Origin of the sequence: Pontibacillus sp. HN14 (assembly GCF_021129245.1) — a bacterium.
In the GTDB taxonomy this organism is placed as follows: Bacteria; Bacillota; Bacilli; order Bacillales; family BH030062; genus Pontibacillus.
On the sequence record NZ_JAJOLR010000001.1, the window covers coordinates 490,022 to 515,558 of the forward strand.

Sequence of the window (25,537 nt, forward strand, 5' to 3'; positions counted from 1 at the left end):
TGCAAAGTGGGAGGAACGGAAAATGTTAGAGTTTGATACGAGCACGGATCAATTAGCCACCATAAAAGTTATTGGTGTAGGTGGAGGCGGTAGTAACGCTGTAAACCGTATGATTGAACATGGTGTACAAGGTGTTGAGTTTATTGCAGTGAACACGGATGCACAAGCGTTAAACTTATCTAAAGCTGAAGTGAAAATGCAAATTGGTAATAAATTAACGCGAGGTTTAGGGGCTGGGGCGAACCCGGAAGTAGGTCGCAAAGCCGCAGAAGAAAGTAAAGAACAGTTAGAGGAAGCCCTTCAAGGTGCTGACATGGTCTTCGTAACTGCAGGAATGGGCGGAGGTACCGGTACGGGTGCTGCTCCAGTCATCGCGCAAGTTGCGAAAGAATTAGGTGCCTTAACGGTAGGTGTTGTAACACGACCATTTACTTTTGAAGGACGTAAACGCTCTACACAAGCTACGGGCGGTATCGACTCTTTAAAGAGTAACGTGGACACACTTATTGTTATCCCAAATGATCGTCTTTTAGAAATTGTGGATAAGAATACACCAATGCTTGAAGCGTTCCGTGAAGCGGATAACGTATTACGTCAAGGTGTACAAGGTATCTCTGACTTAATCGCTGTACCTGGTCTCATAAACGTAGACTTTGCCGACGTAAAGACAATTATGGCTGACAAAGGTTCTGCCCTTATGGGAATTGGTATTGCTACAGGGGAAAGTCGAGCTGCAGAAGCTGCGAAAAAAGCAATTTCTTCTCCGCTACTTGAAACATCCATTGATGGAGCTCATGGGGTTCTTATGAATATCACTGGTGGAGCGAACTTGAGCCTTTATGAAGTTCAAGAAGCAGCAGATATCGTAACCTCTGCAGCAGATCAAGAGGTAAACGTAATCTTTGGTTCCGTAATTAACGAGAACTTAAAGGATGAAATTGTTGTTACAGTTATTGCAACTGGTTTTGACGAAAGTCAATTACAAGGGAATAAGCCACAAGCACGACCTGGTTTAAATAACCAACAACCGCAACAACAAGAGAAGAAACGCCCTGAACCAAGACGAGAAGCACCAGCTTCTACTCAACATCAGCAGCAACAATCTTCTCAAGGCTATAAGCCTCAACAAGAAGAGGACACGTTGGACATTCCAACCTTCCTTAGAAATCGTAACCGAAACAGAAGACAATAACCCAAAAAGCCTACAGCATTTAGCTGTAGGCTTTTTTAATGAGAGAATGTTTCCGTTCGATTTAGTTGGGGCGTAAGGTGGTACGGGAAATCACTCCCTTTCCGTGGCGAGCTGGGAAGCCTCCTCGTTCGCTTGCGCTCTCTGTGGGGTCTCCCCTAGGCTCCTCTTGCCACAGGAGTCTCGCAATTTCCCGAACCACCTTTGCCATAAATAGAAGGAACGGAAAACGGAATAATTAGTCGGGAGGTTGAATCAACACTAGATTCAGCTACAGGGGCTGTTTTCCAATTTTGATAAGGGGTGTATGGGGAACGGGGAGACTCCTACGGGAAAGAGAGATAGACGAGACCCCGGAATGAGCGTAGCGATTGAGGAGGCTCGACAGCTCGCCCGTGGAAAGCGAGTCGTTCCCCATACACACCTTTCCTCTCATTAAGAGCAAATGGTCTCCTATCTAGACGTATTGCTTTTCTCATATAGTGAAAAAAGTATGATTTAGTTTTCAGTTTCTCCTCCAACATTTCCATCCGACAAAACCTGCTTAAATCTATAAAAATAAGTTTTATCTTCCTCTCATAATATGACAGACTTCTTTATCTATCTCTTCTATACTAATTTTCAACAGATAAAATTCCTAAGAGAAAGGGATGAAATGTTGACCATTTATTTGGACGCTGTTTGGCTTCTGAACTTTTTCCTGGATTGGATGATCTTACTCCTGACACACAGTTTATCGAAGTCAAGGAGCCCGAGGTATCGTTTAGCGCTAGGTGCTATCGTTGCTTCCCTGCTCGTTCCATTGAATTTATTTTATCCGTCTTCTTTATGGGCGACCCCTGCTGGAAAAGGGCTGTTTTCGCTACTTATTATTTTTACTTCTTTTGGTTACCGGAATATAAGATTGTTTGCGAGAAGACTTTTTTTATTCTATTTTGTAACCTTCTCCATTGGTGGGGGATTATTTGGACTCTATTATTTATTAAACGAACAAATTTTCGTTTCTAGCGGCGTCATTGTTACGTATCAAACTGGATTTGGCGATGGAATTAGCTGGTTATTTGTACTTATTGGATTTCCTTTTGTATGGGTATTTTCTAAACGGAGACTAGATCAACTCGTTGTACAACAAATCAAATACGATGAAATTCTTCCTGTTTCCATATCCATTAACAACAAGGTCCAACAGCTTCTTTCTTTCGTAGATAGCGGGAATCAGCTTGTTGATCCTATTACAAAACAGCCTGTCATTATTTGTGATGAGTCTATTATGAAGGGTTGGTTTAGTGAAGAGGAGTGGTTAAATATTCAAAAGGTGCAAGAAACTTTGGATTTTGAAAGGATCCCTGAGGGATGGAGCGACCGTTTTAGGATCGTGCCCTATCAAGGGGTTGGGGGAGCGAGTCAGTTTATGCTAGTGCTAAAGCCAGATTGGATCAGTTTAATACTTGAAGGTAACCCTACAACGGTGAACAGAGTGTTAATAGGAATTCAATTTGGACAACTATCCCCTGATGAAAGTTATCAATGCTTACTGCATCCACATTTGCTTAAGTCCATTGCTGTTGATTCTGCATAATGCTTTACAAAAAGGGGAGGAGAACGATGAGGAAATGGAAATTTAAGATTCAATTATGGTGGTATAAGCTTTTATACAAGCTGGGTTGGAAAACGGACGAAGTTTATTATATTGGAGGAAACGAGGCACTTCCGCCACCCTTAAGTAAGGAAGAGGAAGCGGAACTATTACAGAAACTGACGAAGGGGGATCAAGCTGCAAGAGCGATCCTTATCGAACGAAATCTTAGATTGGTTGTTTATATTGCACGTAAATTCGAGAATACTGGGATTAATATTGAGGACTTAATTAGTATAGGAACGATAGGTCTTATAAAGGCCGTAAACACTTTTAATCCTGAAAAGAAAATTAAATTAGCCACATATGCTTCAAGGTGTATAGAAAATGAGATCCTCATGTACTTAAGAAGAAATAATAAAATCCGGAGTGAAGTATCATTTGATGAACCCTTAAACATTGATTGGGATGGCAATGAACTGCTCTTATCGGATGTACTAGGGACGGATGAGGATATCATTACGAAAGATTTAGAAGCAAGTGTTGATAAGAAATTGCTGTTAAAAGCGTTGGAGCAGTTAAATGATCGAGAAAAACAAATAATGGGCTTGCGCTTTGGGTTAGTTGGAGAAGAAGAACGCACTCAAAAAGATGTAGCTGACATGCTGGGTATATCTCAGTCATACATTTCAAGGTTAGAAAAGAAAATTATCCGCAGATTGAAAAAAGAGTTTAATAAAATGGTTTAAAGTGGTTCTAGAGGGATGAAATCTAACGGATTTCATCCCTCTTTTTTGTATGAGCAGGACAAAGAATATCAGTCACCACTTAATGAAAGTGTATTGAATAGCTAGTCGTTCTCGTCTGAAGCCATTGCTACGAATATGATTATATGGAATCTAATCGAGTGATATTCCTACAGGCCCATCAACATTTAATTAGAAGCGGACTCTCACATATAAAGAAAAAATTATTTCATACATAGAAACATTGAGCTTAAATCGGCTGATCCATTGGATTAAAGGCCGATATACTCTGGTGAAATGTAGTTTGGTTCTGATTACGATTGGACACGCATGCATAATTTTCCCCCGCCCGGAGATACTGTTTTTTGACAGCAACTCCACTGAGGAGGGTATAGATTTGACACGACATAAAGTTGAAATTTGCGGAGTCGATACATCAAAATTACCGGTACTTAAAAATGATGAAATGCGTAAGCTATTTACGCAAATGCAAGCAGGAGACGAAAGTGCCAGAGAAGTATTAGTGAATGGAAACTTACGTCTTGTGCTGAGCGTAATTCAGCGCTTTAATAATCGAGGAGAATACGTGGATGATCTTTTCCAAGTTGGTTGTATTGGACTTATGAAATCCATAGATAATTTTGATTTGGGTCAAAATGTTAAATTCTCAACCTATGCTGTACCAATGATTATTGGCGAAATTAGACGATACTTACGGGATAATAATCCGATTCGCGTATCGCGTTCATTAAGGGACATTGCTTACAAAGCTTTACAGGTAAGAGAGAAGCTAATGAGTAAAACGTCTAAAGAACCAACACCAATGGAGATTGCTGAGGAAATGGGGGTTCCCCATTCAGATGTTGTGTTTGCACTCGATGCGATTCAAGATCCTGTTTCACTTTTTGAACCTATTTACAACGATGGGGGCGACCCGATCTTTGTGATGGATCAATTAAGTGATGAGAAGAATAAGGATTCCATTTGGATCGACGAGATTGCCTTGCAAGAAGGAATGAGAAGGTTAAACGACCGTGAGAAAATGATCTTAAACAAGCGCTTTTTCCAAGGGAAAACGCAAATGGAGGTTGCTGATGAAATAGGCATCTCACAAGCTCAGGTCTCACGTCTTGAGAAAGCAGCTATTAAAGAAATGAACAAACAAATGTATGATTAAAAGAATGGGTCTAAGCACAAAATGGGTGCTTAGACCTTTTCTATTGCTTGAAGGTTATAAAAGGACGTGGGTCAACTATATATTCTAGTGAAGATTCGGTATGAGGGAGCATAAAATAGCTATAAAAGGTGGTGACCTATATGGTAACAATATCGGAGTTGCAAGTTAAAGAAATTATTTCTGTTGAAAATGGCCAGAAGATTGGTCATATGACGGATTTAGAAATTGATGTAGACAAAGGGAAATTGCTTGCCATTGTGGTAGGAACTAAAGGTAAAATGATGGGGTTGTTCGGTAAAGATGATGAAATGGTCATTCCGTGGAGTTCCATTCTAACGATCGGTGAGGATGTCATCCTCGTAAAAAATGTAACACGTCCAGCATTATATCCTCCAGAAAAGCCAGAATAAGCGGATTCTCTCAAGAATTTTCCCGAAGAATGTGATAAAATATATGAAACCATTATTTTTGGAGGTATAGGCATGGAGAGCTTTCATCATACACATCCTTCTTATTTGGAATTAACGAAGTGGACGTATCCTCACCCTGAACTAACTGTGGGCCTTACGACACGTATAGGTGGTACAGGGGAGCCTCCTTTTGATTCTTTTAATTTAGCCTGGCACGTACCGGACCATCAAGACACGATACGTAAAAATAGAGAAACCCTTGCCGAGTTATTAGATTTCCCGTTGGAATCATGGGTCGGCGGTGAACAAGTCCATAAGACAGAGATTAAACGTGTAACAAAGAAGGATATAGGGAAAGGGGCAACGTCAAGGGAAACAGCCATTCCAGACTGTGATGGCCTTATCACAAATGTGCCTAATATTCTTTTAACTGCTTTTTATGCAGATTGCGTACCCTTATTTTTCTTTGACCCTGTGAATAATTGGGTAGGGATTGCTCATGCTGGTTGGCGGGGGACCGTTGCGAGTATGGGGCCTAAAATGGTCCAAGCATTAGAAAAAAACGGTGCAGACCGAAAGCATATCCGAGTGGCAGTTGGTCCATCAATCGGAGGAGATGCTTACGAAGTAGATAATACGGTTATGGATCAAATCCCTGAACAATTTCGTTCTGAACCGACAGTAATCAATCGAGACAGCGGAAAGTATTTACTATCCCTCCAACATATGCATAAGGAATTACTAATGCAGGCAGGAATTGATGAAGACCATATTGAAATTTCGGAGTATTGTACATATCAGAACAGCCACTTATTCTTTTCTCATAGAAGAGATGCTGGGAAGACAGGAAGAATGTTAGGGTTTATTGGATTTAAAAAGTAAGAAAGGAGACATTTTTTCGTGGATATCAAGAAAAATGTCGAGACTGTAACAGAGGAGATCGAGAAAGCCTGTAAGAAAAGCGGGCGGGTATCCTCTGAAGTTACAGTTATAGCCGTAACAAAATACGTTTCAACAGAACGTGCTCAAGAAGCAGTAAACGCAGGAATAATCCATCTCGGTGAGAATCGAGCTGAAGGGTTAGAAAGTAAATACGAATCCATCGGTTCTCGGGCAAAGTGGCATTTTATTGGATCTTTACAATCAAGAAAAGTCAAACAGGTGGTCGATACCATTACATCCATACATTCTTTAGACAGAATGTCGTTAGCTAAAGAGATTCATAAGAGAGCTAATCGGAAGATCTCTTGCTTTGTACAGGTTAATGTAAGTGGAGAAGAGTCTAAACATGGTTTATCTCCTGAGGAAGTCATTCCTTTCATCGATAAGATAAAAGATTATGACAACATTGTTGTTGAAGGATTAATGACAATGGCACCTCATACAGAGGAGGAAGAAGTCTTACGTTCTACTTTTAGACAACTCCGTCAGTTAAAAGAAAAAGTTGAAGCAAAAGGCTTTTCTCATGCTCCTTGTCATGGATTATCCATGGGAATGAGTAACGACTATCAGATTGCGATTGAAGAAGGAGCGACCCATGTACGAATTGGTTCTAAACTAGTCGGTCGCGAGGATCAATAAAAGAGGTGAATATTCATGGGATTCATGAAAAATGTAAAAAAAATCTTTGCTTTAGAAGATGACTATGAGTACGAATATGAATACGTTGATGAGGAAGAAGAGGAGAGAGATCCAAGATCTCAAGCTCAGCAACGTGAGCCACAAACAAAAGAAGAGAAGAAACAAAACGTTGTTAGCTTAAAGAGTGTTCAACCTGCGTCAAAAGTTGTATTACTCGAACCAAGAACGTATAATGAAGCTCAAGAGATTGCTGATAACCTAGTCAATCGAAAAGCAGTCGTTATTAATTTGCAGCGAGTTGACCATCACCAGGCAAAACGGATTGTAGATTTTTTGAGTGGAACCGTTTATGCTATAGGTGGGGATATGCAAAAGCTAGGCTCACAAACTTTCTTGTGCACGCCTGATAATGTAGATGTTTCTGGCAACATTTCTGAAATGTTTGCTAGTGACGATGAATACGAGAAAAGGTGGTAGACAATTTGATAGGGATCATTTTTGAATTTTTAAGCTTCGCGCTATCTGCATACTTCTATGCGCTAATTGGGTATATCTTGATGTCCTGGTTTCCGGGTGCACGAGATTCATCTATTGGTCGCTTTTTAAGCGCGATTTGCGAGCCGTATCTTGAGCCATTCCGTAAGATTATTCCACCCCTTGGGATGATAGATATTTCGCCTATTGTGGCCATATTCGCTCTAAATATTGCTCAACTCTACGGTTTGCCCGTATTGTATGATATTTTAGTGTAATTTAAACAAAGAGTCTAACAGTTATGGGATGTCTGCAAAGGGCTTTTCTCTAGATTTTTAGAGAAGATGAAGTCTTTTGAGGCATCCTTATTTTATAGAGGTGAAATGGATGGATATATATCAACACTTTCGTAAAGAAGAACAACCCTTCATTGACCAAGTGCTATCATGGCAGGATGAGGTTGCATCTCGGTATGAGAGAAGAGTTAGTGATTTCCTAGACCCACGTGAACAGTACATATTTCGCTCCATAATAGGTCATAATGATGAGTTTGTATTAAAAGACTTCGGGGGATATGAAAACGCAGAGAGAAAAAGACTCCTTTTAGCCCCTTATTATGAATCGCCAGAAGAAGGCGATTTTGGAATTACATTACTTCAAGCGAGTTATCCGAGCAAATTTGTTACATTAGAGCATCGTGATGTTCTTGGAGCTTTTATGTCGTTAGGGATTAAGCGTAGTAAATTAGGGGATTTAATCGTCACGGATTCATATATTCAAATCCTTCTGGCTAGTGAGATAGCAGATTACGTGAAAATGAATCTGACAGGAGTGAAAAAAGCAGGGGTGGCCTTTGAAGAACGACCGTTTAAGGAAGTCCTTGAAACACAAGATCACTGGCAAGAGCAATCTGGCACTGTTTCATCACTACGATTAGATGTTATGGTGAAAGAGATTTATAACATTTCAAGACAAAAGGCCTCTTTATTTATAGATAAAGGAGCCGTGAAAGTAAACTTTCGAACCGTTGAGGATCCTTCTTTTACTCTTGAAACTGGAGATCTGATCTCATTAAGGGGTAAAGGGCGGAGTGTCGTAAAAGAAATCGAAGGAAAAACAAAAAAAGATAAATGGCGAATCGTGACGGCTGTGTTAAAATAAAGATTAGTTCCACAGCTCTATAAACGTTTAAAGATAAAGTTTACATAAATACTTCTCGAAACAAGAAGGAATTCGAGAGGTTTTGTCGAAAATGTTTTTACCAAAGAAATACGTATGTTTATTTATATAAGGAGGTGGCCCCTGTGGCACTTACACCATTGGACATTCATAACAAAGAGTTTACGCGTGGATTCAGAGGATATGACGAAGATGAGGTCAATGAATTTCTCGATCAGATTATTAAAGATTATGAATTAGTCATCCGTGAAAAGAAGAATTTAGAAGAGAAAGTTAGCCAGCTTGACGAGAAGCTTGGTCACTTTAGTAATATAGAAGAAACGTTAAATAAATCGATTCTTGTGGCTCAAGAGACGGCTGAAGAGGTAAAAGGCCATGCCAATAAAGAATCAAAGCTAATCGTAAAAGAAGCAGAGAAAAATGCTGATCGGATTATTAATGAAGCTTTATCGAAGTCCCGCAGAATTTCTCTTGAAGTTGAAGAATTAAAGAAACAAGCAAAGGTTTTCCGCACTCGTTTGAAAATGATGGTAGAAGCTCAGCTTGATATGTTAGATACTGATGACTGGGATGAACTGTTTGATGTGGAGATCGAAGAAGAAACGGAATATGAAAAAGAGCTGGCTCAAAATAACTCTTGACGCTAAAGCTATTTTTACATATAATTCATTAACAGAACTACATCCATATACACATATATGATGACAGGGACAGTACGAAATAATGAGTCTGAAAAAGCGAATCAGGGATGGTGGAAGCCTGAGTCAGAAATTATTTTGGAACATCACCCTCGAGTACCTTTATTGATTTTCGATGTAAATAGAGGCGTTTTATTCACGTTACGAATCAGAGTGGATTTTCTAGGACATACGTGTCTTTTAATCTATAAGGGTGGTACCGCGAGACCTTCTCGTCCCTTCTGGGATGAGAAGGTCTTTTTTGTGTTCAAAAGGGTATCAGCCTGAGTCAACTTGACTATGCTGAACTTATGAAGGAGGAACGGGTTATATGAATTATAAAGAAACCCTGCTCATGCCTAAGACTGCGTTTCCGATGCGAGGGAACCTTCCGAATCGTGAGCCTAAGATGCAACAACAATGGGAAGAAATGAATATGTATGAAAAAGTGCAGGAGCGTACAAAAGGTCGTCCGCTCTTCGTTCTTCATGATGGACCTCCATATGCCAATGGAGATCTTCATATGGGACACGCACTTAATAAAGTATTAAAAGACTTTATCGTTCGCTATAAATCAATGGCTGGTTTCCATGCTCCTTATGTACCAGGGTGGGACACACACGGCTTACCGATTGAACAGGCGCTAGCGAAGAAGAAAGTAAACCGAAAGAAAATGACGGTTGCTGAATTCCGTGAAAAATGTGCGGAGTATGCGTTAAAGCAAGTTGATAATCAGCGCACTCAGTTCAAACAGCTAGGAGTACGTGGAGATTGGGACAATCCATATATTACGTTAAACAAAGACTATGAAGCGGCTCAAATTGAAGTCTTTGGTACAATGGCTAACAAAGGCTATATCTATAAAGGGAAAAAGCCGGTCTACTGGAGCCCTTCATCAGAGTCTGCGCTAGCAGAAGCTGAAATTGAATATCAAGACAAACGTTCGGCATCCATTTACGTAGGATTCGATGTACAGGAGACGAATGGTGTTTTAGATGGGGACGAAACGTTCATCATTTGGACAACAACGCCTTGGACGATTCCAGCGAATCAGGGGATAGCTGTGCATCCTGATCTTAACTATGTCAAAGTAAAAGTAGATAACCATCACTACATTATAGCTGAGAAGTTAATAGATGAAGTAGCAGAAGCATTAGAATGGTCAAACCCTGAAATTGTAAAAACATATAAAGGTAGTGAGCTAGAACGAGTAGAAGCAAAGCATCCTTTATATGATCGCACCTCCCTTGTTGTATTAGGAGAACACGTAACAACAGATGCTGGTACGGGTTGTGTACACACAGCGCCAGGACACGGGGAAGATGACTTTTGGGTTGGTAAACAATACGGACTTGACGTTCTTTGCCCTGTTGATGAGAAAGGTTATTTCACAGATGAGGCACCAGGGTATGAAGGCCTATTCTATGATGCAGCGAATAAAGATATTACAGAGAAATTAAAAGAAGTGGGAGCATTACTAGACTTAACATTTATTACTCACTCCTATCCACATGACTGGCGTACGAAGAAGCCAACGATCTTCCGTGCTACAAGCCAGTGGTTTGCTTCTATTAAAGATTTCCGAGAAGAAATTTTAGAAGAAATTAAACAAACAAAATGGACACCAGCATGGGGCGAAACACGTCTTTACAACATGGTTCGTGATCGTGAAGATTGGTGTATCTCTCGTCAGCGTGCATGGGGAGTACCAATTCCCGTATTTTACGGTGAAGACGGGACACCAATTATTACACCAGAAACCATTCAACATGTTTCCGATTTGTTCCGTGAACATGGTTCAAACGTTTGGTTTGAGCGCGAAGCAAAAGATTTACTTCCGGAAGGATTTACGTCAGAGCACAGTCCAAACGGAACCTTTACAAAAGAGCAGGATATTATGGATGTATGGTTTGATAGTGGTTCTTCTCATCAAGCTGTTCTTCATGAACGTGAAGATTTAGCGAGACCAGCAGACCTCTATTTAGAGGGTTCTGACCAGTATAGAGGTTGGTTCAACTCTTCTCTTTCTACGTCGGTTGCTGTAACAGGCAAAGCTCCATTTAAAGGCATCCTTAGCCATGGATTTGCTCTTGATGGACAAGGTCGTAAAATGAGTAAATCCGTAGGGAACGTTGTGGTGCCAGATAAGGTTATGAAGCAACTTGGTGCTGATATCCTTCGCCTTTGGGTCGCAAGCGCAGACTATCAGGCTGATGTTCGCATATCAGATGATATTTTAAAACAAGTATCAGAAGTCTACCGTAAAATTCGTAACACTTTCCGTTTCTTACTAGGAAACTTACATGACTTTGATCCGAACACTAATTATGTGGAGCAAGAAAACCTTCAAGAGGTAGACCGTTATATGTACCTTCGCCTGCAAGAGCTTACAAGCACGGTGAGAAAAGCATATGACGAGTATGAGTTCTCTACGATCTATCATGCCGTTCATAATTTCTGTACAATTGATTTAAGCTCATTCTACCTGGATTTTGCGAAAGACATTCTATATATTGAAGCAAAAGATGATGTGCGCCGACGTAGTATCCAAACCGTGTATTACGAAATCGTAACATCTCTTACAAAACTTCTTTCCCCAATCCTTTCTCATACAGCAGATGAGGTTTATCAGCATATCCCAGGTGTAGAAGAAGAGAGTGTGCAATTAACTGACTTACCAGAAGTTCAAAGCGTTCATAATCATGAAGCCTTAAAAGCAAAATGGGATCACTTCATGGGAGTACGTGATGATGTATTAAAAGCATTAGAGGAAGCGCGTGCTGAAAAAGTAATTGGTAAATCACTAGAAGCTCATGTAACGATCGTTCCGAAAGATGAACAAACGAAGCAGCTCCTAGAAAGCATCAATCATTTAGAACAGTTATTAATCGTTTCAGGTGCTGAAGTGGCAGAAACAGTTTCAGAAGCCAAGGAATATGACCATGTATCTGTTCTAGTGAAAGCTCATTCTGGAGAGAAGTGCCAGCGTTGCTGGGTGGTATCAGAAGAAATTGGAGCAAGTGAAGCTCATCCTGAACTTTGCCCACGCTGTGCTTCTGTTGTAGAAGAACACTATGAAGCATAAGAGTTTAAATAAGACCTGTCTTTACCTTTGGGTAGAGACAGGTTTTCTATTTATTCGCATCTATTAGGTGCTAAACTTTACTTTACTGTTTATGATTTTCGGGCATGTTTGAAGGAAGTATGGTAAAATGCTAAAGGAATAGTCTGTCTAGAACGGAGGAACAAGTCTTGTGGTATTACATGTTAGCGGTTGTTATTATTCTTATTGACCAAGCAACAAAATGGGTAATTGAAACGCAAATGAAATTGCTTGAAAGCATCCCGGTAATTGAAAATGTATTTTATATTACGTCTCATCGTAATAAAGGGGCAGCTTGGGGTATGTTAGAAGGCCAGCTTTGGTTTTTCTATATTATAACAGCGTTTGTAATCGCCTTTGTGGTGTATTATATTCAGAAATATGCGAAAGGAAATCCTATACTCGGCCTGTCACTTGCACTTATCTTAGGCGGTGCTATTGGAAACTTTATTGATCGGATTTTCCGAAAAGAGGTCGTCGATTTTCTAGATGTATATATAGGTAGCTATGACTTTCCGATATTCAATGTAGCGGATTCATCTCTTGTCGTTGGTGTCGGTCTTGTCTTTATTGCTACAATTTTAGATGAACGGAAGAAAGGAAGCGCAAAATGAGTTTAAATTCCTACACAATAACATCAAATGAACATAATGAGAGATTAGATAAAGTCCTAACAGCCTTGAGCGAAGACGCTTCACGTGCTCAAGTACAAGTTTGGATAAAGGATCAACATGTTACCGTAAATGATTCTTATCAGAAAAGTAACTATAAATGTCAGGAAGGGGATTTATTATCATGGGAAGTTCCTGAACCTGAGCCAATGGAAGTGCTAGCAGAAGATATCCCCCTTGATATTGTTTATGAGGATCAAGATGTAATCGTAGTCAATAAACCTAAAGGTATGGTTGTCCATCCATCTGCGGGTCATAATAGTGGCACCCTCGTAAATGCTTTGTTGTACCATTGCCAGGATTTATCGGGCATTAATGGAGTTATGCGGCCTGGCATTGTTCACCGCATTGATAAAGATACAAGCGGGTTGTTAATGGTTGCTAAGAATGACAAAGCTCATACCTCACTAGCCGAGCAGCTTTCCGATAAAAGTGTAGAGCGTAAGTATGTGGCGCTTGTTTCAGGCGTAATTCATCACGAATACGGAACGATTGATGCTCCTATTGGAAGAGACCCAAAAGACCGCCAGAAGATGGGGGTTGTTGAAGGTGGTAAAAATGCGGTTACACACTTTAAGGTATTAGATCGCTTTGAAGAGCATACTCTAGTAGAATGTGTGCTAGAAACAGGCCGTACTCATCAAATTCGTGTTCATATGAACTATATTGAACATCCTATTGTAGGTGATCCGAAATACGGTCCTCGAAAAACGCTCGATTTAAATGGACAAGCACTTCACGCGAAGGAACTAGGGTTTACCCACCCTTCAACAGGGGAGTACCTCCATTTCAATTCAGAACTACCGGTAGAATTAGAACAAGTGCTTGTTGATCTTACGAAATAGGTTGACGTATTCACGAACCTATGCAATAATATGTAACTAGAATATAGACCTTTAAAACAGTCCCGTGAGGCTGAGAAGGGTACGGATGAGTGTAGTATGTCTCAATAGACATACGTCTATCTAAATCCCCTTCTACCACGGTAGAAGGGGATTTTTTGCGTACCTGGTTAGTACAGGAGGGAATAGTCAACATGGAAAAGAAAGCACTCGTATTAGATGAAGCAGCCATCCGGCGAGGCCTTACACGAGTTGCCCATGAAATTCTTGAGAAGAATAAAGGGGTAGAGGGTCTTGTCCTGGTTGGAATCAAAACAAGAGGGGTTCCATTAGCCAAACGACTTGCAGATAAGATCTCTCAAATTGAAGGGGTCGACGTACCGATTGGTGAAGTAGATATTACCCTTTACAGAGATGATCTTTCAAAATCAGAAGATCAAGCGGATCCTACAATTAAGGGTACACACGTTAATACGGACTTAACAAATAAGAAAGTGATTCTTGTCGATGATGTGCTTTATACCGGAAGGACGGTTCGAGCTGCAATGGATGCGATTATGGATTATGGCAGACCTTCACAAGTACAATTAGCTGTACTCGTAGACCGTGGTCACCGTGAATTGCCGATTCGTGCAGATTATGTTGGCAAAAATGTTCCTACTTCTCAGGAAGAAGTTATTGGAGTGCAACTCTTAGAATCAGATGAAGTGGATGAAGTAAGTATTTTTACAAAGTAAAAATAGAAGACCTTTAAATGAAGTCCAGAGAGGCTCGAAAGGTCGCAATGAATAGGGAACGTGTATATTCAGGACACGTCTACCTCTTTGCGAGCTTTCGCGAAGAGGTTTTTTTTATAGCTAAAATACGTGTTCATGAAAGAGGAGGCTTATTTATGAAAAAGAATCAAGTTAATTTAGGAGTAAGGGAAGTGCCAAGCATACCGAAATGGATCGCATTAAGTCTGCAGCATTTATTCGCGATGTTTGGAGCCACCATTTTGGTCCCATTTCTTACAGGGTTGTCTCCGGCTGTTGCACTGGTATCAAGTGGTGTAGGAACCCTTGCCTATATGGCGATCACAAAAGGAAGAATACCAGCTTATCTTGGTTCTAGCTTCGCCTTTATACCTCCCATTATAGCAGCGGACCAGGCAGCAGGTGTGCCAGGGATTATGATGGGAAGCTTGATGGCCGGTCTAGTGTACGGAGTTGTAGCATTACTGATTAAAGGGTTTGGTACGAAGTGGATTATGAAGATCTTACCTCCTGTAGTAGTAGGTCCTGTTATTATCGTTATTGGGCTTGGGTTAGCATCAACAGCAGTTGATATGGCCATGAACGACAGTGAAGGAAATTATTCTTTAACATTTATGATGATCGCCGCAGTAACTCTTGGCTTAACGATTATAGCATCACTGTTCTTTAAAGGATTTATGAATATTATACCTGTACTCTTCGGAATTACAGGTGGCTACTTGTTCGCTTTAACACAAGGGGTAGTGGATACGAGCGGAATTGCTGCGGAATGGAATCAAATCACCTCAGCGACAGGCTTGGTAAGCTTTCTTGGCAGTGTGTTTCAAATGCCCGACTTTACGGTGCCATTTGTAGACTTTACGCCTGGATCAGTCCCGTTTGCAGAAATTGCTCTTATTATGGTGCCGATTGCTTTTGTAACTATCGCTGAACACATTGGAGATCAAATGGTCCTCTCGAAAGTGGTAGGTCAGAACTTCTTAGAAAAGCCAGGACTCCATCGCTCGATCGCCGGTGACGGGATCGCCACTGTCCTTGCTTCATGTTTAGGAGGCCCCCCAAATACCACTTACGGAGAAAACATTGGTGTACTAGCCATAACGAAAGTATTTAGTGTCTTTGTTATAGGAGGAGCAGCAGTAACGGCTATCTTCTTCGGATTTATCGGAATTGTAACTGAGGTAATAGGTGCCATCCCATCAGCAGTTATGGGCGGAGTCTCCATCTTACTTTTCGGAATCATAGCCTCAAGTGGCTTACGGATGTTGATTGATAACAACATTGACCTGGGTGATAAACGAAACTTAATTATTTCCTCAGTAATTTTAGTCATCGGTGTCGGAGGAGCGAAAATTCAAATCGCTGATTTCGAAGTCTCCTCAATGGCACTAGCAACGATTGTAGGTGTGATCTTAAATCTCTTTTTACCAGGTAGAGAATCAGCCTATGGAAATGGCAACATGTTCAAAACAGAAGAGCAAACAGAAGCTGAAAAATCAGATGATTCAGCTGCCTAAGTCGACATTTAGCACTTTTTAAAGAAGTCCAGAGAGGTTTCTAAGGGTGAAAAGGTTCGATCTGTGTTTCGTGCGCTTTTTTAACAAATCACGGACCCAGTTTAACCAGCATCCTTATCAGGGATGCTGGTTTTTTTATACCTTTTCCGATTTAAGAAAGGGGAAAGAGGCATGAAACATATTCTTACCATGAATGATTTATCAAATGAGGAAATCTATGGGGTGTTAACACGAGCGAAAGAATGGAAAGGGAAGCAAGTTCCCATAGTTCAGGATAGACCTACATTTGTAGCCAATCTATTCTTTGAACCTAGTACAAGGACTAAAATGAGTTTCGAAGTTGCTGAGAAACGCTTAGGTTTCAATGTGCTAGATTTTTCTCCAGAAAGTTCAAGTTTACAAAAAGGTGAAACGCTTTACGATACGGTTCGAACAGCCCAGGCAATAGGTGCTTCAGCCGTAGTGATCCGCCATCCTAAAGAAGGATACTACCATGAGCTTGTTAACGGGGTGTCCATCCCGATCTTAAACGGCGGGGATGGAAAGGGGGAGCATCCATCACAGTGTTTACTAGATCTGTACACCATTTATGAAGAGTTTGGAACGTTTGAAAATGTGCACGTCGTAATTTCTGGAGATGTCAAACATAGCCGTGTAGCCCGTTCGAATGCTTATGCTTTGCATCGATTAGGGGCTGAGGTGAGTTTGTCAGGTCCAGACGAATGGAAAGACAACACCCTTCCTTTTCCTTATATACAGATTGATCAGGCTGTCGAACAAGCGGATGCTCTGATGCTTTTACGTATTCAGAATGAACGACATGCCAAACAAGTGAATCAGTCCCATTATCTAGAAGAGCACGGGCTCACACTTGCTCGTGAAAGGCGAATGAAACGAGAGAGTATTATCTTACATCCCGCTCCTGTGAACAGAGGAGTTGAAATGGAAGATGAATTAGTAGAAACAAAACGCTCACGTATTTTTACTCAAATGGAGAACGGCGTTTATGTAAGAATGGCCATGTTACAAGCGGCATTACAAGAAGGAGGAGAATTGGATGCGTACACTACTGAAGAACATACACACCTTACAAAGTAATGAAAAGACAAACCTAATCATCGAGGGAAACACGATTCAAGGATTTACAACTGAAGAGATAGAGGCAGATCAAATTATAGATGGTAAAGGAAAAATAGTTGCCCCAGGATTTGTAGATGTACACATCCATTTACGTGAGCCAGGTGGCGAGGCGAAAGAGACGATAGAAACCGGGACAAGAGCCGCAGCTCGAGGGGGCTTCACTACGGTATGTGCCATGCCTAATACAAGACCGGTTCCAGATTGTGATAAACATATGAACGCCTTAAACGACAAAATTAAAACCGATGCTGCGGTCAGGGTCTTGCCATATGCTTCTATAACCACAAGACAGCTTGGATCTGAGTTAGTGGATATGAAGACGCTAAAAGAACTTGGCGCTTTTGCCTTCACAGATGATGGAGTTGGCGTGCAATCGGCAAATATGATGCTAGAAGCAATGAAACAAGCATCTGCATTGAATATGGCTGTTGTAGCACACTGTGAGGACAATAATCTAATTCAAGGTGGCGTGATGCACAATGGGAGAAGAAGTGAAGAATTAAATCTTCCTGGAATTCCTTCTATATGTGAATCTGTTCAAATCGCTCGAGATGTCTTGCTCGCGGAAGCTACGGGCTGTCACTACCATGTCTGTCATGTAAGTACGAAAGAATCGGTGCGTGTCATCCGTGACGCTAAAAGGGCTGGAATTCCTGTAACGGCTGAAGTTACCCCACATCATCTTCTTTTAACAGAAGAGGATATACCAGGAGACGATGCGCTCTTTAAAATGAATCCTCCTCTCCGAGCTAAAGAAGATCAGTTAGCCCTTATAGAAGGATTAGAAGATGGAACGATTGATTTTATTGCCACAGACCATGCACCCCATACCGAAGAAGAGAAAAACGGCGGTTTTCTAAGTGCGCCATTTGGGATTGTTGGGCTTGAAACGGCATTCTCTCTCTTAAACACTTATTTTGTGAAAACAGGACGCTTTACTCTTGGCCAATTAGTCGATTGGATGAGTGTAAAGCCCGCTCGAGTGTTTGGGTTGACGTATGGCACTCTTAAAGAAGGAGCTCCAGCTGACTTGGTACTGTTAGATCCAGATAAAGCAGGTGTGATAGACAAAAGAGTTTTTGCATCGAAAGGGACGAATACGCCTTTTGATGGTTGGGACATAACAGGTGAGGTTGAATTAACCATGGTTGATGGAGAAGTGATTTGGAAAGGGGAGGACTTATATGAAACGACAACTAATTCTTGAAGACGGAACAACTTTTGTAGGTGAAGCACTTGGAAGTGACATTCTTACAAGTGGGGAGGTCGTCTTTAATACAGGAATGACAGGGTATCAAGAAATTCTTTCCGATCCATCATATTGTGGTCAAATCGTCACCTTAACCTATCCTCTTATCGGAAACTATGGGATCAACCGCGAAGACTTCGAAACGATTAATCCATCTGTTAGCGGGCTGATTGTGAAAGAAGCTTGTTCTCACCCTAGTAATTTTCGCTCTGAAGATACTATCCATGATTATCTGAAAGCTAGAGGCATTCCAGGCATCACTGGTGTTGATACACGTAAATTAACTAAGAAAATTCGTGAGTTCGGGACGATGAAGGGAGCTTTCGCCTCCGTGGAGGAGTCTCCTGAAGAAGTGGCAGCATCCTTACGCGATGAGCAGTTCAGCACGGATCAAGTGAAAAAGGTTTCCACCGTTAAGCCTTACGTCGTTCCAGGTCGTGGAGAGCGTATCGTACTTGTAGACTTTGGGATGAAGCACGGAATCTTAAGGGAATTTACAAAGCGAAACAGTCATGTAACGGTTGTTCCTTATAACACAACAGCAGAAGAAATTATGCAGTTAAAACCAGATGGCGTCATGCTCTCAAACGGGCCTGGGGATCCAAAGGATGTACCAGAAGCTGTGGAGATGGTGCAGGGATTGCTTGGAAGAATTCCTTTGTTTGGGATATGTCTCGGCCACCAGCTCTTTGCACTGGCTTGTGGTGCAGATACGAGCAAGATGAAATTTGGACACAGAGGTTCAAATCACCCGGTAAAAGATATCGCAACAGGCCGTGTATACATGACTAGTCAAAACCACGGATATGCGGTCGAAGAGGATTCAATTAAAGAAACCGAATTACAAATTAGTCAATATGCGCTGAACGATGGAACAGTTGAAGGACTCTTTCATCCAAACTTTTCAGCCTTTTCTGTCCAGTATCATCCAGAGAGTGCACCAGGTCCTGAGGATTCAAACGGATTATTTGATGAGTTTTTACTAGCGGTAAAACGTGACAAAAGAAGGGAGCGAGTTGTATGCCAAAGCGTACAGATATAAATAAAATACTAGTGATCGGGTCTGGCCCCATTACAATAGGTCAAGCAGCTGAGTTCGACTACTCTGGTACGCAGGCATGCCAGTCGTTAAAAGAAGAAGGTTATGAAGTCATTCTAGCAAACTCAAATCCAGCTACAATTATGACAGATGAGACGATAGCGGATGAAGTGTATATGGAGCCTTTAACCGTCGAATTCCTGGCTAAGATTATTCGGAAAGAGAAACCAGATGCCCTTCTGCCAACATTAGGTGGGCAAACTGGATTGAACATGGCGGTGCAGCTTGACGAAGCAGGTGTATTACGTGATTTCAATGTGGAACTATTAGGAACGTCACTAGACGCCATTCAACAAGCTGAGGATAGAGAGAAGTTCCGATCACTTATGTATGAGCTAAATGAGCCTGTGCCAGAGAGCACAATTGTGAGTACAGTAGATGCGGCATTAGAGTTTGCCGATGAAATTGGTTACCCCGTAATTGTACGCCCCGCTTACACAATGGGAGGTGCAGGAGGCGGAATGTGCTACTCAAGACAAGATCTTGAAACCATTGCCCATTCCGGCCTTCAGCTCTCACCGGTTAATCAATGTCTTATTGAGAAGAACATAGCAGGATTTAAAGAAATTGAATATGAAGTCATGCGAGACCACAACGACCATGCCATTGTTGTTTGTAATATGGAAAATGTGGATCCTGTAGGAATCCACACCGGAGATTCCATTGTAGTAGCGCCGAGTCAGACATTAAGTGACCGAGAGTATCAGATGCTTCGAAATGTTTCTCTGAAAATTATCCGTGCTTTAGAGATTGAAGGGGGCTGTAACGTCCAGCTGGCACTTGATCCATATAGCTTTGACTACTACATCATTGAAGTGAACCCAAGGGTGAGTCGTTCTTCAGCTCTTGCATCGAAAGCAACGGGATACCCAATCGCGAAGATTGCAGCCAAGATTGCAGTGGGTCTTACGCTTGATGAGATAAAAAATCCTGTTACAGAAACGTCTTACGCCCTATTTGAGCCAGCTCTTGACTATGTGGTCTCAAAGATCCCTCGATGGCCATTTGATAAGTTCATAAAAGGCCACCGTATCTTAGGCACGCAAATGAAGGCCACAGGAGAAGTGATGGCGGTTGGACGAAACTTTGAAGAATCCATGCTTAAAGCAGTTCGTTCTCTTGAGATTGGCACAGAGGAATTGTATCTAGAGGACATGAAAGACCTAGGGGAAGAAGAAATCATTGAACGACTTATTAAAGCAGATGATGAGCGCCTCTTTATCATTGGCGAAGCTTTCAGAAGGGGAATGAGCAAAGAAGAGATCGTCCACCACACCAAAATCGATCCTTTCTTTGTGGAGAAGTTTGAGGGGATGATCCAATTAGAAAAGCAATTGGCTCTTGAACCTTGGAATCCATCTTTACTGAAAAAGGCTAAAGAAAAAGGCGTTTCAGACACTGCGTTGGCAAGAGTATGGAATACAACAGAAGATGAGGTATACAACTACCGTATGAACGAAAGCATTATGCCAGTCTATAAGATGGTAGATACATGTGCAGCTGAGTTTGAATCCACCACACCTTATTTCTACAGCTCATATGAAGAGGAAAATGAATCTAAGCGATTAGATCGTGAGAAGATCCTCGTTCTTGGTTCCGGGCCTATCCGAATCGGTCAAGGCGTTGAATTTGATTATGCTACCGTGCACTCAGTCCTGGCTCTAAAAGAAGCAGGATATGAAGCCATCATTATGAATAATAATCCTGAGACCGTATCAACCGATTTTAGTATCTCTGACAAACTTTACTTTGAACCCCTTACATTAGAAGATGTCATGCATGTGGTTGAATTAGAGAAACCAAAGGGGGTTATCGTACAGTTTGGTGGGCAAACGGCTATTAACCTAGCAGATGGTTTAGCGAGAAGAGGGGTCCAAATACTAGGAACTTCTCTTGAGGCAATCGATCGTTCTGAGGACCGGGATAAATTTGAATATACTCTATCTAAACTAGGTATTCCTCAGCCGAAAGGGATTTGTGCAACATCAGCACAAGAAGCGATGCAAGCTTCCGAAACGCTAGGATTCCCCCTAGTTGTCCGTCCATCCTATGTCCTTGGAGGACGAGCAATGGAAATTGTGCACGATCAGTTTGAACTAGAGAGGTATATAGAAGAAGCGGTAAAAGTACACAAAGACCACCCTGTTCTAATCGATACGTATATGACAGGGATTGAAATCGAAGTGGATGCAATAAGTGATGGAGAGACCGTCGTCATCCCGGGGGTCATGGAACACATCGAACGAGCAGGTGTACACTCAGGGGACTCGATTGCTGTTTACCCAACCCAACGTATTAGTGAGGACATTAAAAAGAAATGTGTAGAATATACAACCCGTATCGCCCGGGAACTCGGAATCGTTGGGTTAATTAACATTCAATTGGTGCTTCACAACAATGAAGTGTATGTACTAGAAGTAAATCCAAGAGCAAGCCGAACAGTACCGTTCCTTAGTAAGATTACAGGTGTCACGATGGCTAAACTTTCTACTCAATTAATCGTAGGATCAACTTTGAAGGAGTTAGGCTTTACAAACGGGATCCTAAAAGAACCGAATGAAGTTTTTGTAAAGGTTCCCGTATTCTCATTTGAAAAACTTCGAAGTGTAGATACCTACCTTGGACCCGAAATGAAATCGACTGGGGAAGTGCTTGGTCGGGATGTCACGCTTGAGAAAGCCCTGTATAAAGGTTTGACTGCTTCAGGAATCGAAGTCCCTCGTAATGGAGCTGTGCTCATGACGGTGGCTGATAAAGATAAAGAAGAACTTCTAGAACTTGCAGAAAGGTTCCACCAGCTAGGTTTCGAGCTATATGCAACAGAAGGGACGGGATCTACCCTCGAAGAAGAAGGTCTTCCTGTAACGAAAGTGGCTAAGATCGGCTCGGAGAAACAAACCGTGTTGGATGTGGTACAAAAAGGGCAAGTTCACATGGTTATTAATACGCTCACCACTGGGAAACAAACACGTAAAGACGGGTTCCGTATACGTCGTGAGGCTGTTGAGCACGGTTTACCTTGCCTGACATCTCTTGATACGGCATCAGCCATCTTACGAGTTATAGAGTCGATGACCTTTACAGCTCAATCGATGCCTAAGACGTCTAAACAAAAGGTGGTCGCTACATGTTAAAAAAAGATGACATGCATATTCTTCAAAACAAGCAGATAGCCGAGAACACATTTGAAATCAAACTGACTGGTCGCTTCGTCAATACGATGAAGCAACCAGGACAGTTCCTCCATATAAAAGTAGGGGACGGGACTTCTCATGTATTGAGGAGACCCCTTTCCATTGCAAATGTTGACCATCACATTGTCACAGTCATTTATAAAATTGTCGGTCATGGTACAAAATGGCTATCACAAAAACAACCAGGTGAAATCGTAGATGTCCTCGGGCCTCGTGGAAATGGATTTCCCATTGATAAGGTGCAAGATGAGCATATCGTTTTAATCGGTGGTGGCGTAGGCGTACCTCCCCTTTACTATCTCGGAAGAAAACTTGTCGAGCAAGGAAATACGGTTACTTCTATTTTAGGATTCCAAAACATAAGCCAGATCTTTTATGAAGACGAATTCCGTCAGCTTGGGGAAACAATGATTACAACGGATGATGGGAGCTATGGCTATAAAGGAAGAGTGACAGAGCTACTGAATGAACTAGATTCATCGGTGTCTCGCTTTTATAGCTGTGGTCCTAAGCCTATGCTAAAAGGGGTCTCTGACTCCTTTCAGATTCCGGGATATATTTCCCTTGAAGAGCGCATGGGTTGTGGAGTTGGAGCGTGTTTTGCTTGTGTGTGCGAAGCGAAGGACCCTGAAGACGTGAAAGGATATCGGAAAATTTGTCAGGATGGTCCTGTATTTCCTGCTGGAGAGGTGGTATTGTAATGGATTTACGCGTATCTTTACCAGGGTTGGAGCTTAAAAATCCAATCCTGCCTGCATCTGGTTGTTTTGGTTTCGGTCGCGAATTCAGCGAATTTTATGACTTAAATGAGCTAGGGGCCATTACGATTAAAGCTGCGACAAAAGAGAGTCGATACGGCAATGCCACACCTCGAGTAGCGGAAACATCCGGTGGGATGCTCAATGCCATTGGACTACAAAACCCCGGCGTCACGCGCATAATGGAAGAGGAACTACAGTTTCTTGAACAATTTGATACGCCAATCCTTGCGAACGTAGCCGGAAGTTCTGAAGAAGAGTATGTTGAAGTGGCAAAAGAAATCTCTGCTCATTCAAAAGTGAACGCCATAGAGCTGAACATATCCTGCCCTAACGTGAAAGAGGGTGGAATACACTTTGGAACAGACCCTGCGCTAGCTGCTTCATTAACAAGAGCTGTGAAACGTGTTAGTCAGGTGCCGGTATATGTAAAGTTGTCTCCAAACACGGGTGATATTGTTGCGATGGCAAAGGCTGTAGAAGAAGCTGGTGCAGATGGTTTATCCATGATTAACACTCTTGTAGGGATGAAGCTTGATCTAACAACAGGGAGACCTGTTTTAGCGAATGGGACAGGAGGTTTATCAGGACCTTCTATTAAACCTGTAGCGATCCGGATGGTTTATCAGGTTAGTCAGGCTGTTAATATTCCAATTATTGGTATGGGTGGCGTTGCGTGCGTGGAAGATGTGTTGGAATTCTTACTAGCAGGCGCGAGTGCAGTAGCTGTAGGGACGGCGAATTTTCAAAACCCTTTAGTGTGCCCAGAGTTGATTGAGCAATTGCCTGAAGCTCTAGAAGCGTATGGATATGAATCGGTTACAGATTGTGTTGGAAGGAGTTTTAGACAAAATGAAACCTCTTTATCTGGCTCTTGACTTTCCATCAGGAGGGCAAGCTCTCTCCTTTATTAAAGAACAAGGACTCGAAGGCGTACCTGTCAAAGTAGGCATGGAGCTTTTTTACAAAGAAGGTGCAGAAATTGTGCGCGTATTAAAAGAGCAGGGGCATGCGATCTTTCTTGATTTAAAATTGCATGACATCCCAAACACTGTTCAATCAGCTATGAAAAACCTGGCTTCTTTAGGGGTGGATGTAGTAAATGTTCATGCCGCTGGAGGCTCTGAAATGATACAAGCCGCAAAGAAAGGTTTACTAGAAGGAACAAGGATAGGAGAAACTCCTCCGCTTCTTTTAGCAGTAACTCAACTCACCTCTACAACAGAAAGCATGTTACATGAAGAGCTTGGAATCTCCCTGACGCTTGAAGAAACCGTGGTAAACTATGCGAAAATGGCCCACCGGTCCGGTGCAGATGGTGTTGTTTGCTCCGCCCATGAGGTAAGTGCAATACGTCAAGCTTTACCTGATTCTTTCTACCTTCTTTGTCCTGGAATTCGTTTGAAAGCGGGACCTCATCATGATCAGAAGCGGGTCGTCACACCAAGCAGGGCCAGAGAGCTTGGGGTTGACTCCATCGTCGTTGGAAGAGGGATTACAAAAGCAGATAAGCCTGTAGAAATGTATCGATTATTTAGTGAGGAGTGGACATATGTTAAGTAATAAACAACTTGCAAAGCGATTATTTGAAATCGAGGCTCTCCAATTTAGTCCAGAAGATCCTTTTAAATGGACATCTGGCATATTGTCTCCTGTTTATTGTGATAATCGACTCGTGATGAGTGATGTCCGGTTAAGAAAAGAGATTGCTCAATCCTTAGCGGAGAAGATACGGGAAGATTACCCAGACACAGATCTTATAGCAGGATGTGCAACAGCGGGGATTCCTCATGCGGCTTGGGTAGCAGAATGTCTGGGTCTTCCTATGGTATATGTAAGAGATAAAGCGAAAGGTCATGGCAAAGGGAATCAAATTGAAGGAAGTATGGAAGCTGGACAAAATGCGATCGTCATCGAAGATTTGATCTCGACCGGGAAAAGCTCGATCGCTGCTGCACAGGCTCTTCAAAAAGAGGGGATCAACGTTACAGGTGTCTTAGCCTTATTCTCCTATGAACTACAAAAAGCAGTAGAGGCATTTCGGGATGCTGACCTTTCCTATCAATCATTAACGACATTTCCTTACTTACTTCAGGTGATGAAGGAGGAAGAGAAAGTGGCGGAGGAAAGCTATGCTCGTTTACGAGAGTGGAATCAAGACCCTGAAGCTTTTTCATATAATTACCAAGGGTAAATGCTC

The 25,537-nt window shown here is 41.8% G+C and carries 24 protein-coding genes and 1 other annotated feature; all 24 genes read left to right on the plus strand.

Translation table 11 applies throughout. The annotated features are described in order from the left end of the window. Positions 1-22: 22 nt before the first annotated feature. The 24 genes from ftsZ (at position 23) to pyrE (ending at position 25,531) form a co-directional block, all read left to right on the plus strand. Entirely contained in the window at positions 23-1,192 is a 1,170-nt protein-coding gene (gene ftsZ / locus LQ226_RS02510) for a cell division protein FtsZ (RefSeq protein ID WP_231416269.1), read from the plus strand. 652 nt (positions 1,193-1,844) lie between these two features. Further along, positions 1,845-2,768, plus strand: a complete 924-nt coding sequence (gene spoIIGA, locus LQ226_RS02515) for a sigma-E processing peptidase SpoIIGA (RefSeq protein ID WP_231416270.1) — start codon at positions 1,845-1,847, stop codon at positions 2,766-2,768. Positions 2,769-2,794: 26 nt separating this feature from the next. Further along, a complete protein-coding gene (gene sigE / locus LQ226_RS02520; RefSeq protein ID WP_231416271.1) occupies positions 2,795-3,514 on the plus strand; it encodes an RNA polymerase sporulation sigma factor SigE in 720 nt (239 codons plus the stop codon). A gap of 334 nt (positions 3,515-3,848) precedes the next feature. After that, positions 3,849-4,688: an RNA polymerase sporulation sigma factor SigG gene (gene sigG, locus LQ226_RS02525; protein WP_370635472.1), complete on the plus strand. Its 840-nt coding sequence runs from the start codon at positions 3,849-3,851 to the stop codon at positions 4,686-4,688. Positions 4,689-4,828: 140 nt separating this feature from the next. Next, a complete protein-coding gene (locus LQ226_RS02530; RefSeq protein WP_231416272.1) occupies positions 4,829-5,098 on the plus strand; it encodes a YlmC/YmxH family sporulation protein in 270 nt (89 codons plus the stop codon). 72 nt (positions 5,099-5,170) lie between these two features. After that, a complete protein-coding gene (pgeF, locus tag LQ226_RS02535) occupies positions 5,171-5,980 on the plus strand; it encodes a peptidoglycan editing factor PgeF (protein WP_231416273.1) in 810 nt (269 codons plus the stop codon). A gap of 18 nt (positions 5,981-5,998) precedes the next feature. Then, positions 5,999-6,679: a YggS family pyridoxal phosphate-dependent enzyme gene (locus LQ226_RS02540; RefSeq protein ID WP_231416274.1), complete on the plus strand. Its 681-nt coding sequence runs from the start codon at positions 5,999-6,001 to the stop codon at positions 6,677-6,679. A gap of 15 nt (positions 6,680-6,694) precedes the next feature. After that, positions 6,695-7,156 carry a cell division protein SepF gene (locus LQ226_RS02545; RefSeq protein ID WP_436663107.1) on the plus strand — a complete coding sequence of 154 codons (462 nt, stop codon included), beginning with the start codon at positions 6,695-6,697 and terminating at the stop codon, positions 7,154-7,156. A gap of 8 nt (positions 7,157-7,164) precedes the next feature. After that, positions 7,165-7,431 carry a YggT family protein gene (locus LQ226_RS02550; RefSeq protein ID WP_036779778.1) on the plus strand — a complete coding sequence of 89 codons (267 nt, stop codon included), beginning with the start codon at positions 7,165-7,167 and terminating at the stop codon, positions 7,429-7,431. A gap of 109 nt (positions 7,432-7,540) precedes the next feature. Next, a complete protein-coding gene (locus LQ226_RS02555; protein ID WP_231416276.1) occupies positions 7,541-8,314 on the plus strand; it encodes a YlmH family RNA-binding protein in 774 nt (257 codons plus the stop codon). 143 nt (positions 8,315-8,457) lie between these two features. Further along, on the plus strand, positions 8,458-8,973 hold the full coding sequence (locus tag LQ226_RS02560; RefSeq protein ID WP_231416277.1) for a DivIVA domain-containing protein: 516 nt from the start codon (positions 8,458-8,460) through the stop codon (positions 8,971-8,973). A 51-nt stretch (positions 8,974-9,024) separates the two neighbouring features. Continuing rightward, positions 9,025-9,253: a binding site (T-box leader), on the plus strand. 87 nt (positions 9,254-9,340) lie between these two features. Next, complete coding sequence (gene ileS, locus LQ226_RS02565) at positions 9,341-12,094, plus strand: isoleucine--tRNA ligase (protein ID WP_231416278.1); 2,754 nt, start codon at positions 9,341-9,343, stop codon at positions 12,092-12,094. Between the two features lie 167 nt (positions 12,095-12,261). Next, the gene (gene lspA / locus LQ226_RS02570; protein WP_231416279.1) at positions 12,262-12,726 is read left to right on the plus strand and encodes a signal peptidase II; all 465 of its coding nucleotides are present in this window, start codon (positions 12,262-12,264) and stop codon (positions 12,724-12,726) included. Beyond that, complete coding sequence (locus LQ226_RS02575; RefSeq protein WP_231416280.1) at positions 12,723-13,628, plus strand: RluA family pseudouridine synthase; 906 nt, start codon at positions 12,723-12,725, stop codon at positions 13,626-13,628. Before lspA ends, LQ226_RS02575 begins: the two co-directional genes overlap by 4 nt. A gap of 191 nt (positions 13,629-13,819) precedes the next feature. Further along, positions 13,820-14,362, plus strand: a complete 543-nt coding sequence (gene pyrR, locus LQ226_RS02580) for a bifunctional pyr operon transcriptional regulator/uracil phosphoribosyltransferase PyrR (RefSeq protein WP_231416281.1) — start codon at positions 13,820-13,822, stop codon at positions 14,360-14,362. 155 nt (positions 14,363-14,517) lie between these two features. After that, entirely contained in the window at positions 14,518-15,897 is a 1,380-nt protein-coding gene (locus LQ226_RS02585; protein WP_231416282.1) for a solute carrier family 23 protein, read from the plus strand. Between the two features lie 171 nt (positions 15,898-16,068). Further along, a complete protein-coding gene (locus LQ226_RS02590) occupies positions 16,069-16,995 on the plus strand; it encodes an aspartate carbamoyltransferase catalytic subunit (protein WP_231416283.1) in 927 nt (308 codons plus the stop codon). Then, entirely contained in the window at positions 16,955-18,244 is a 1,290-nt protein-coding gene (locus tag LQ226_RS02595; protein WP_231416284.1) for a dihydroorotase, read from the plus strand. The genes LQ226_RS02590 and LQ226_RS02595 overlap by 41 nt, the downstream gene beginning before the upstream one ends. Then, a complete protein-coding gene (locus LQ226_RS02600; RefSeq protein ID WP_231416285.1) occupies positions 18,222-19,328 on the plus strand; it encodes a carbamoyl phosphate synthase small subunit in 1,107 nt (368 codons plus the stop codon). The genes LQ226_RS02595 and LQ226_RS02600 overlap by 23 nt, the downstream gene beginning before the upstream one ends. Next, positions 19,307-22,519 carry a carbamoyl-phosphate synthase large subunit gene (carB, locus tag LQ226_RS02605; RefSeq protein WP_231416286.1) on the plus strand — a complete coding sequence of 1,071 codons (3,213 nt, stop codon included), beginning with the start codon at positions 19,307-19,309 and terminating at the stop codon, positions 22,517-22,519. Before LQ226_RS02600 ends, carB begins: the two co-directional genes overlap by 22 nt. Beyond that, positions 22,513-23,280: a dihydroorotate dehydrogenase electron transfer subunit gene (locus LQ226_RS02610; RefSeq protein ID WP_231416287.1), complete on the plus strand. Its 768-nt coding sequence runs from the start codon at positions 22,513-22,515 to the stop codon at positions 23,278-23,280. The genes carB and LQ226_RS02610 overlap by 7 nt, the downstream gene beginning before the upstream one ends. After that, positions 23,280-24,215 carry a dihydroorotate dehydrogenase gene (locus LQ226_RS02615; protein WP_231416288.1) on the plus strand — a complete coding sequence of 312 codons (936 nt, stop codon included), beginning with the start codon at positions 23,280-23,282 and terminating at the stop codon, positions 24,213-24,215. Before LQ226_RS02610 ends, LQ226_RS02615 begins: the two co-directional genes overlap by 1 nt. After that, complete coding sequence (gene pyrF, locus LQ226_RS02620; protein WP_231416289.1) at positions 24,190-24,900, plus strand: orotidine-5'-phosphate decarboxylase; 711 nt, start codon at positions 24,190-24,192, stop codon at positions 24,898-24,900. The genes LQ226_RS02615 and pyrF overlap by 26 nt, the downstream gene beginning before the upstream one ends. Further along, positions 24,890-25,531: an orotate phosphoribosyltransferase gene (gene pyrE, locus LQ226_RS02625; RefSeq protein WP_231416290.1), complete on the plus strand. Its 642-nt coding sequence runs from the start codon at positions 24,890-24,892 to the stop codon at positions 25,529-25,531. The genes pyrF and pyrE overlap by 11 nt, the downstream gene beginning before the upstream one ends. Positions 25,532-25,537 lie beyond the last annotated feature (6 nt).

Coding starts and splice junctions, on each gene's coding strand:
- ftsZ (WP_231416269.1), top strand. CDS start 23: ATGTTAGAGTTTGATACGAGCACGGATCAATTAGCCACCATAAAAGTT.
- LQ226_RS02575 (WP_231416280.1), top strand. CDS start 12,723: ATGAGTTTAAATTCCTACACAATAACATCAAATGAACATAATGAGAGA.
- spoIIGA (WP_231416270.1), top strand. CDS start 1,845: ATGTTGACCATTTATTTGGACGCTGTTTGGCTTCTGAACTTTTTCCTG.
- carB (WP_231416286.1), top strand. CDS start 19,307: ATGCCAAAGCGTACAGATATAAATAAAATACTAGTGATCGGGTCTGGC.
- ileS (WP_231416278.1), top strand. CDS start 9,341: ATGAATTATAAAGAAACCCTGCTCATGCCTAAGACTGCGTTTCCGATG.
- LQ226_RS02610 (WP_231416287.1), top strand. CDS start 22,513: ATGTTAAAAAAAGATGACATGCATATTCTTCAAAACAAGCAGATAGCC.
- pyrE (WP_231416290.1), top strand. CDS start 24,890: ATGTTAAGTAATAAACAACTTGCAAAGCGATTATTTGAAATCGAGGCT.
- sigE (WP_231416271.1), top strand. CDS start 2,795: ATGAGGAAATGGAAATTTAAGATTCAATTATGGTGGTATAAGCTTTTA.
- LQ226_RS02555 (WP_231416276.1), top strand. CDS start 7,541: ATGGATATATATCAACACTTTCGTAAAGAAGAACAACCCTTCATTGAC.
- LQ226_RS02595 (WP_231416284.1), top strand. CDS start 16,955: ATGCGTACACTACTGAAGAACATACACACCTTACAAAGTAATGAAAAG.
- LQ226_RS02590 (WP_231416283.1), top strand. CDS start 16,069: ATGAAACATATTCTTACCATGAATGATTTATCAAATGAGGAAATCTAT.
- LQ226_RS02530 (WP_231416272.1), top strand. CDS start 4,829: ATGGTAACAATATCGGAGTTGCAAGTTAAAGAAATTATTTCTGTTGAA.
- pgeF (WP_231416273.1), top strand. CDS start 5,171: ATGGAGAGCTTTCATCATACACATCCTTCTTATTTGGAATTAACGAAG.
- LQ226_RS02600 (WP_231416285.1), top strand. CDS start 18,222: ATGAAACGACAACTAATTCTTGAAGACGGAACAACTTTTGTAGGTGAA.
- LQ226_RS02585 (WP_231416282.1), top strand. CDS start 14,518: ATGAAAAAGAATCAAGTTAATTTAGGAGTAAGGGAAGTGCCAAGCATA.
- LQ226_RS02615 (WP_231416288.1), top strand. CDS start 23,280: ATGGATTTACGCGTATCTTTACCAGGGTTGGAGCTTAAAAATCCAATC.
- pyrF (WP_231416289.1), top strand. CDS start 24,190: ATGAAACCTCTTTATCTGGCTCTTGACTTTCCATCAGGAGGGCAAGCT.
- LQ226_RS02545 (WP_436663107.1), top strand. CDS start 6,695: ATGGGATTCATGAAAAATGTAAAAAAAATCTTTGCTTTAGAAGATGAC.
- pyrR (WP_231416281.1), top strand. CDS start 13,820: ATGGAAAAGAAAGCACTCGTATTAGATGAAGCAGCCATCCGGCGAGGC.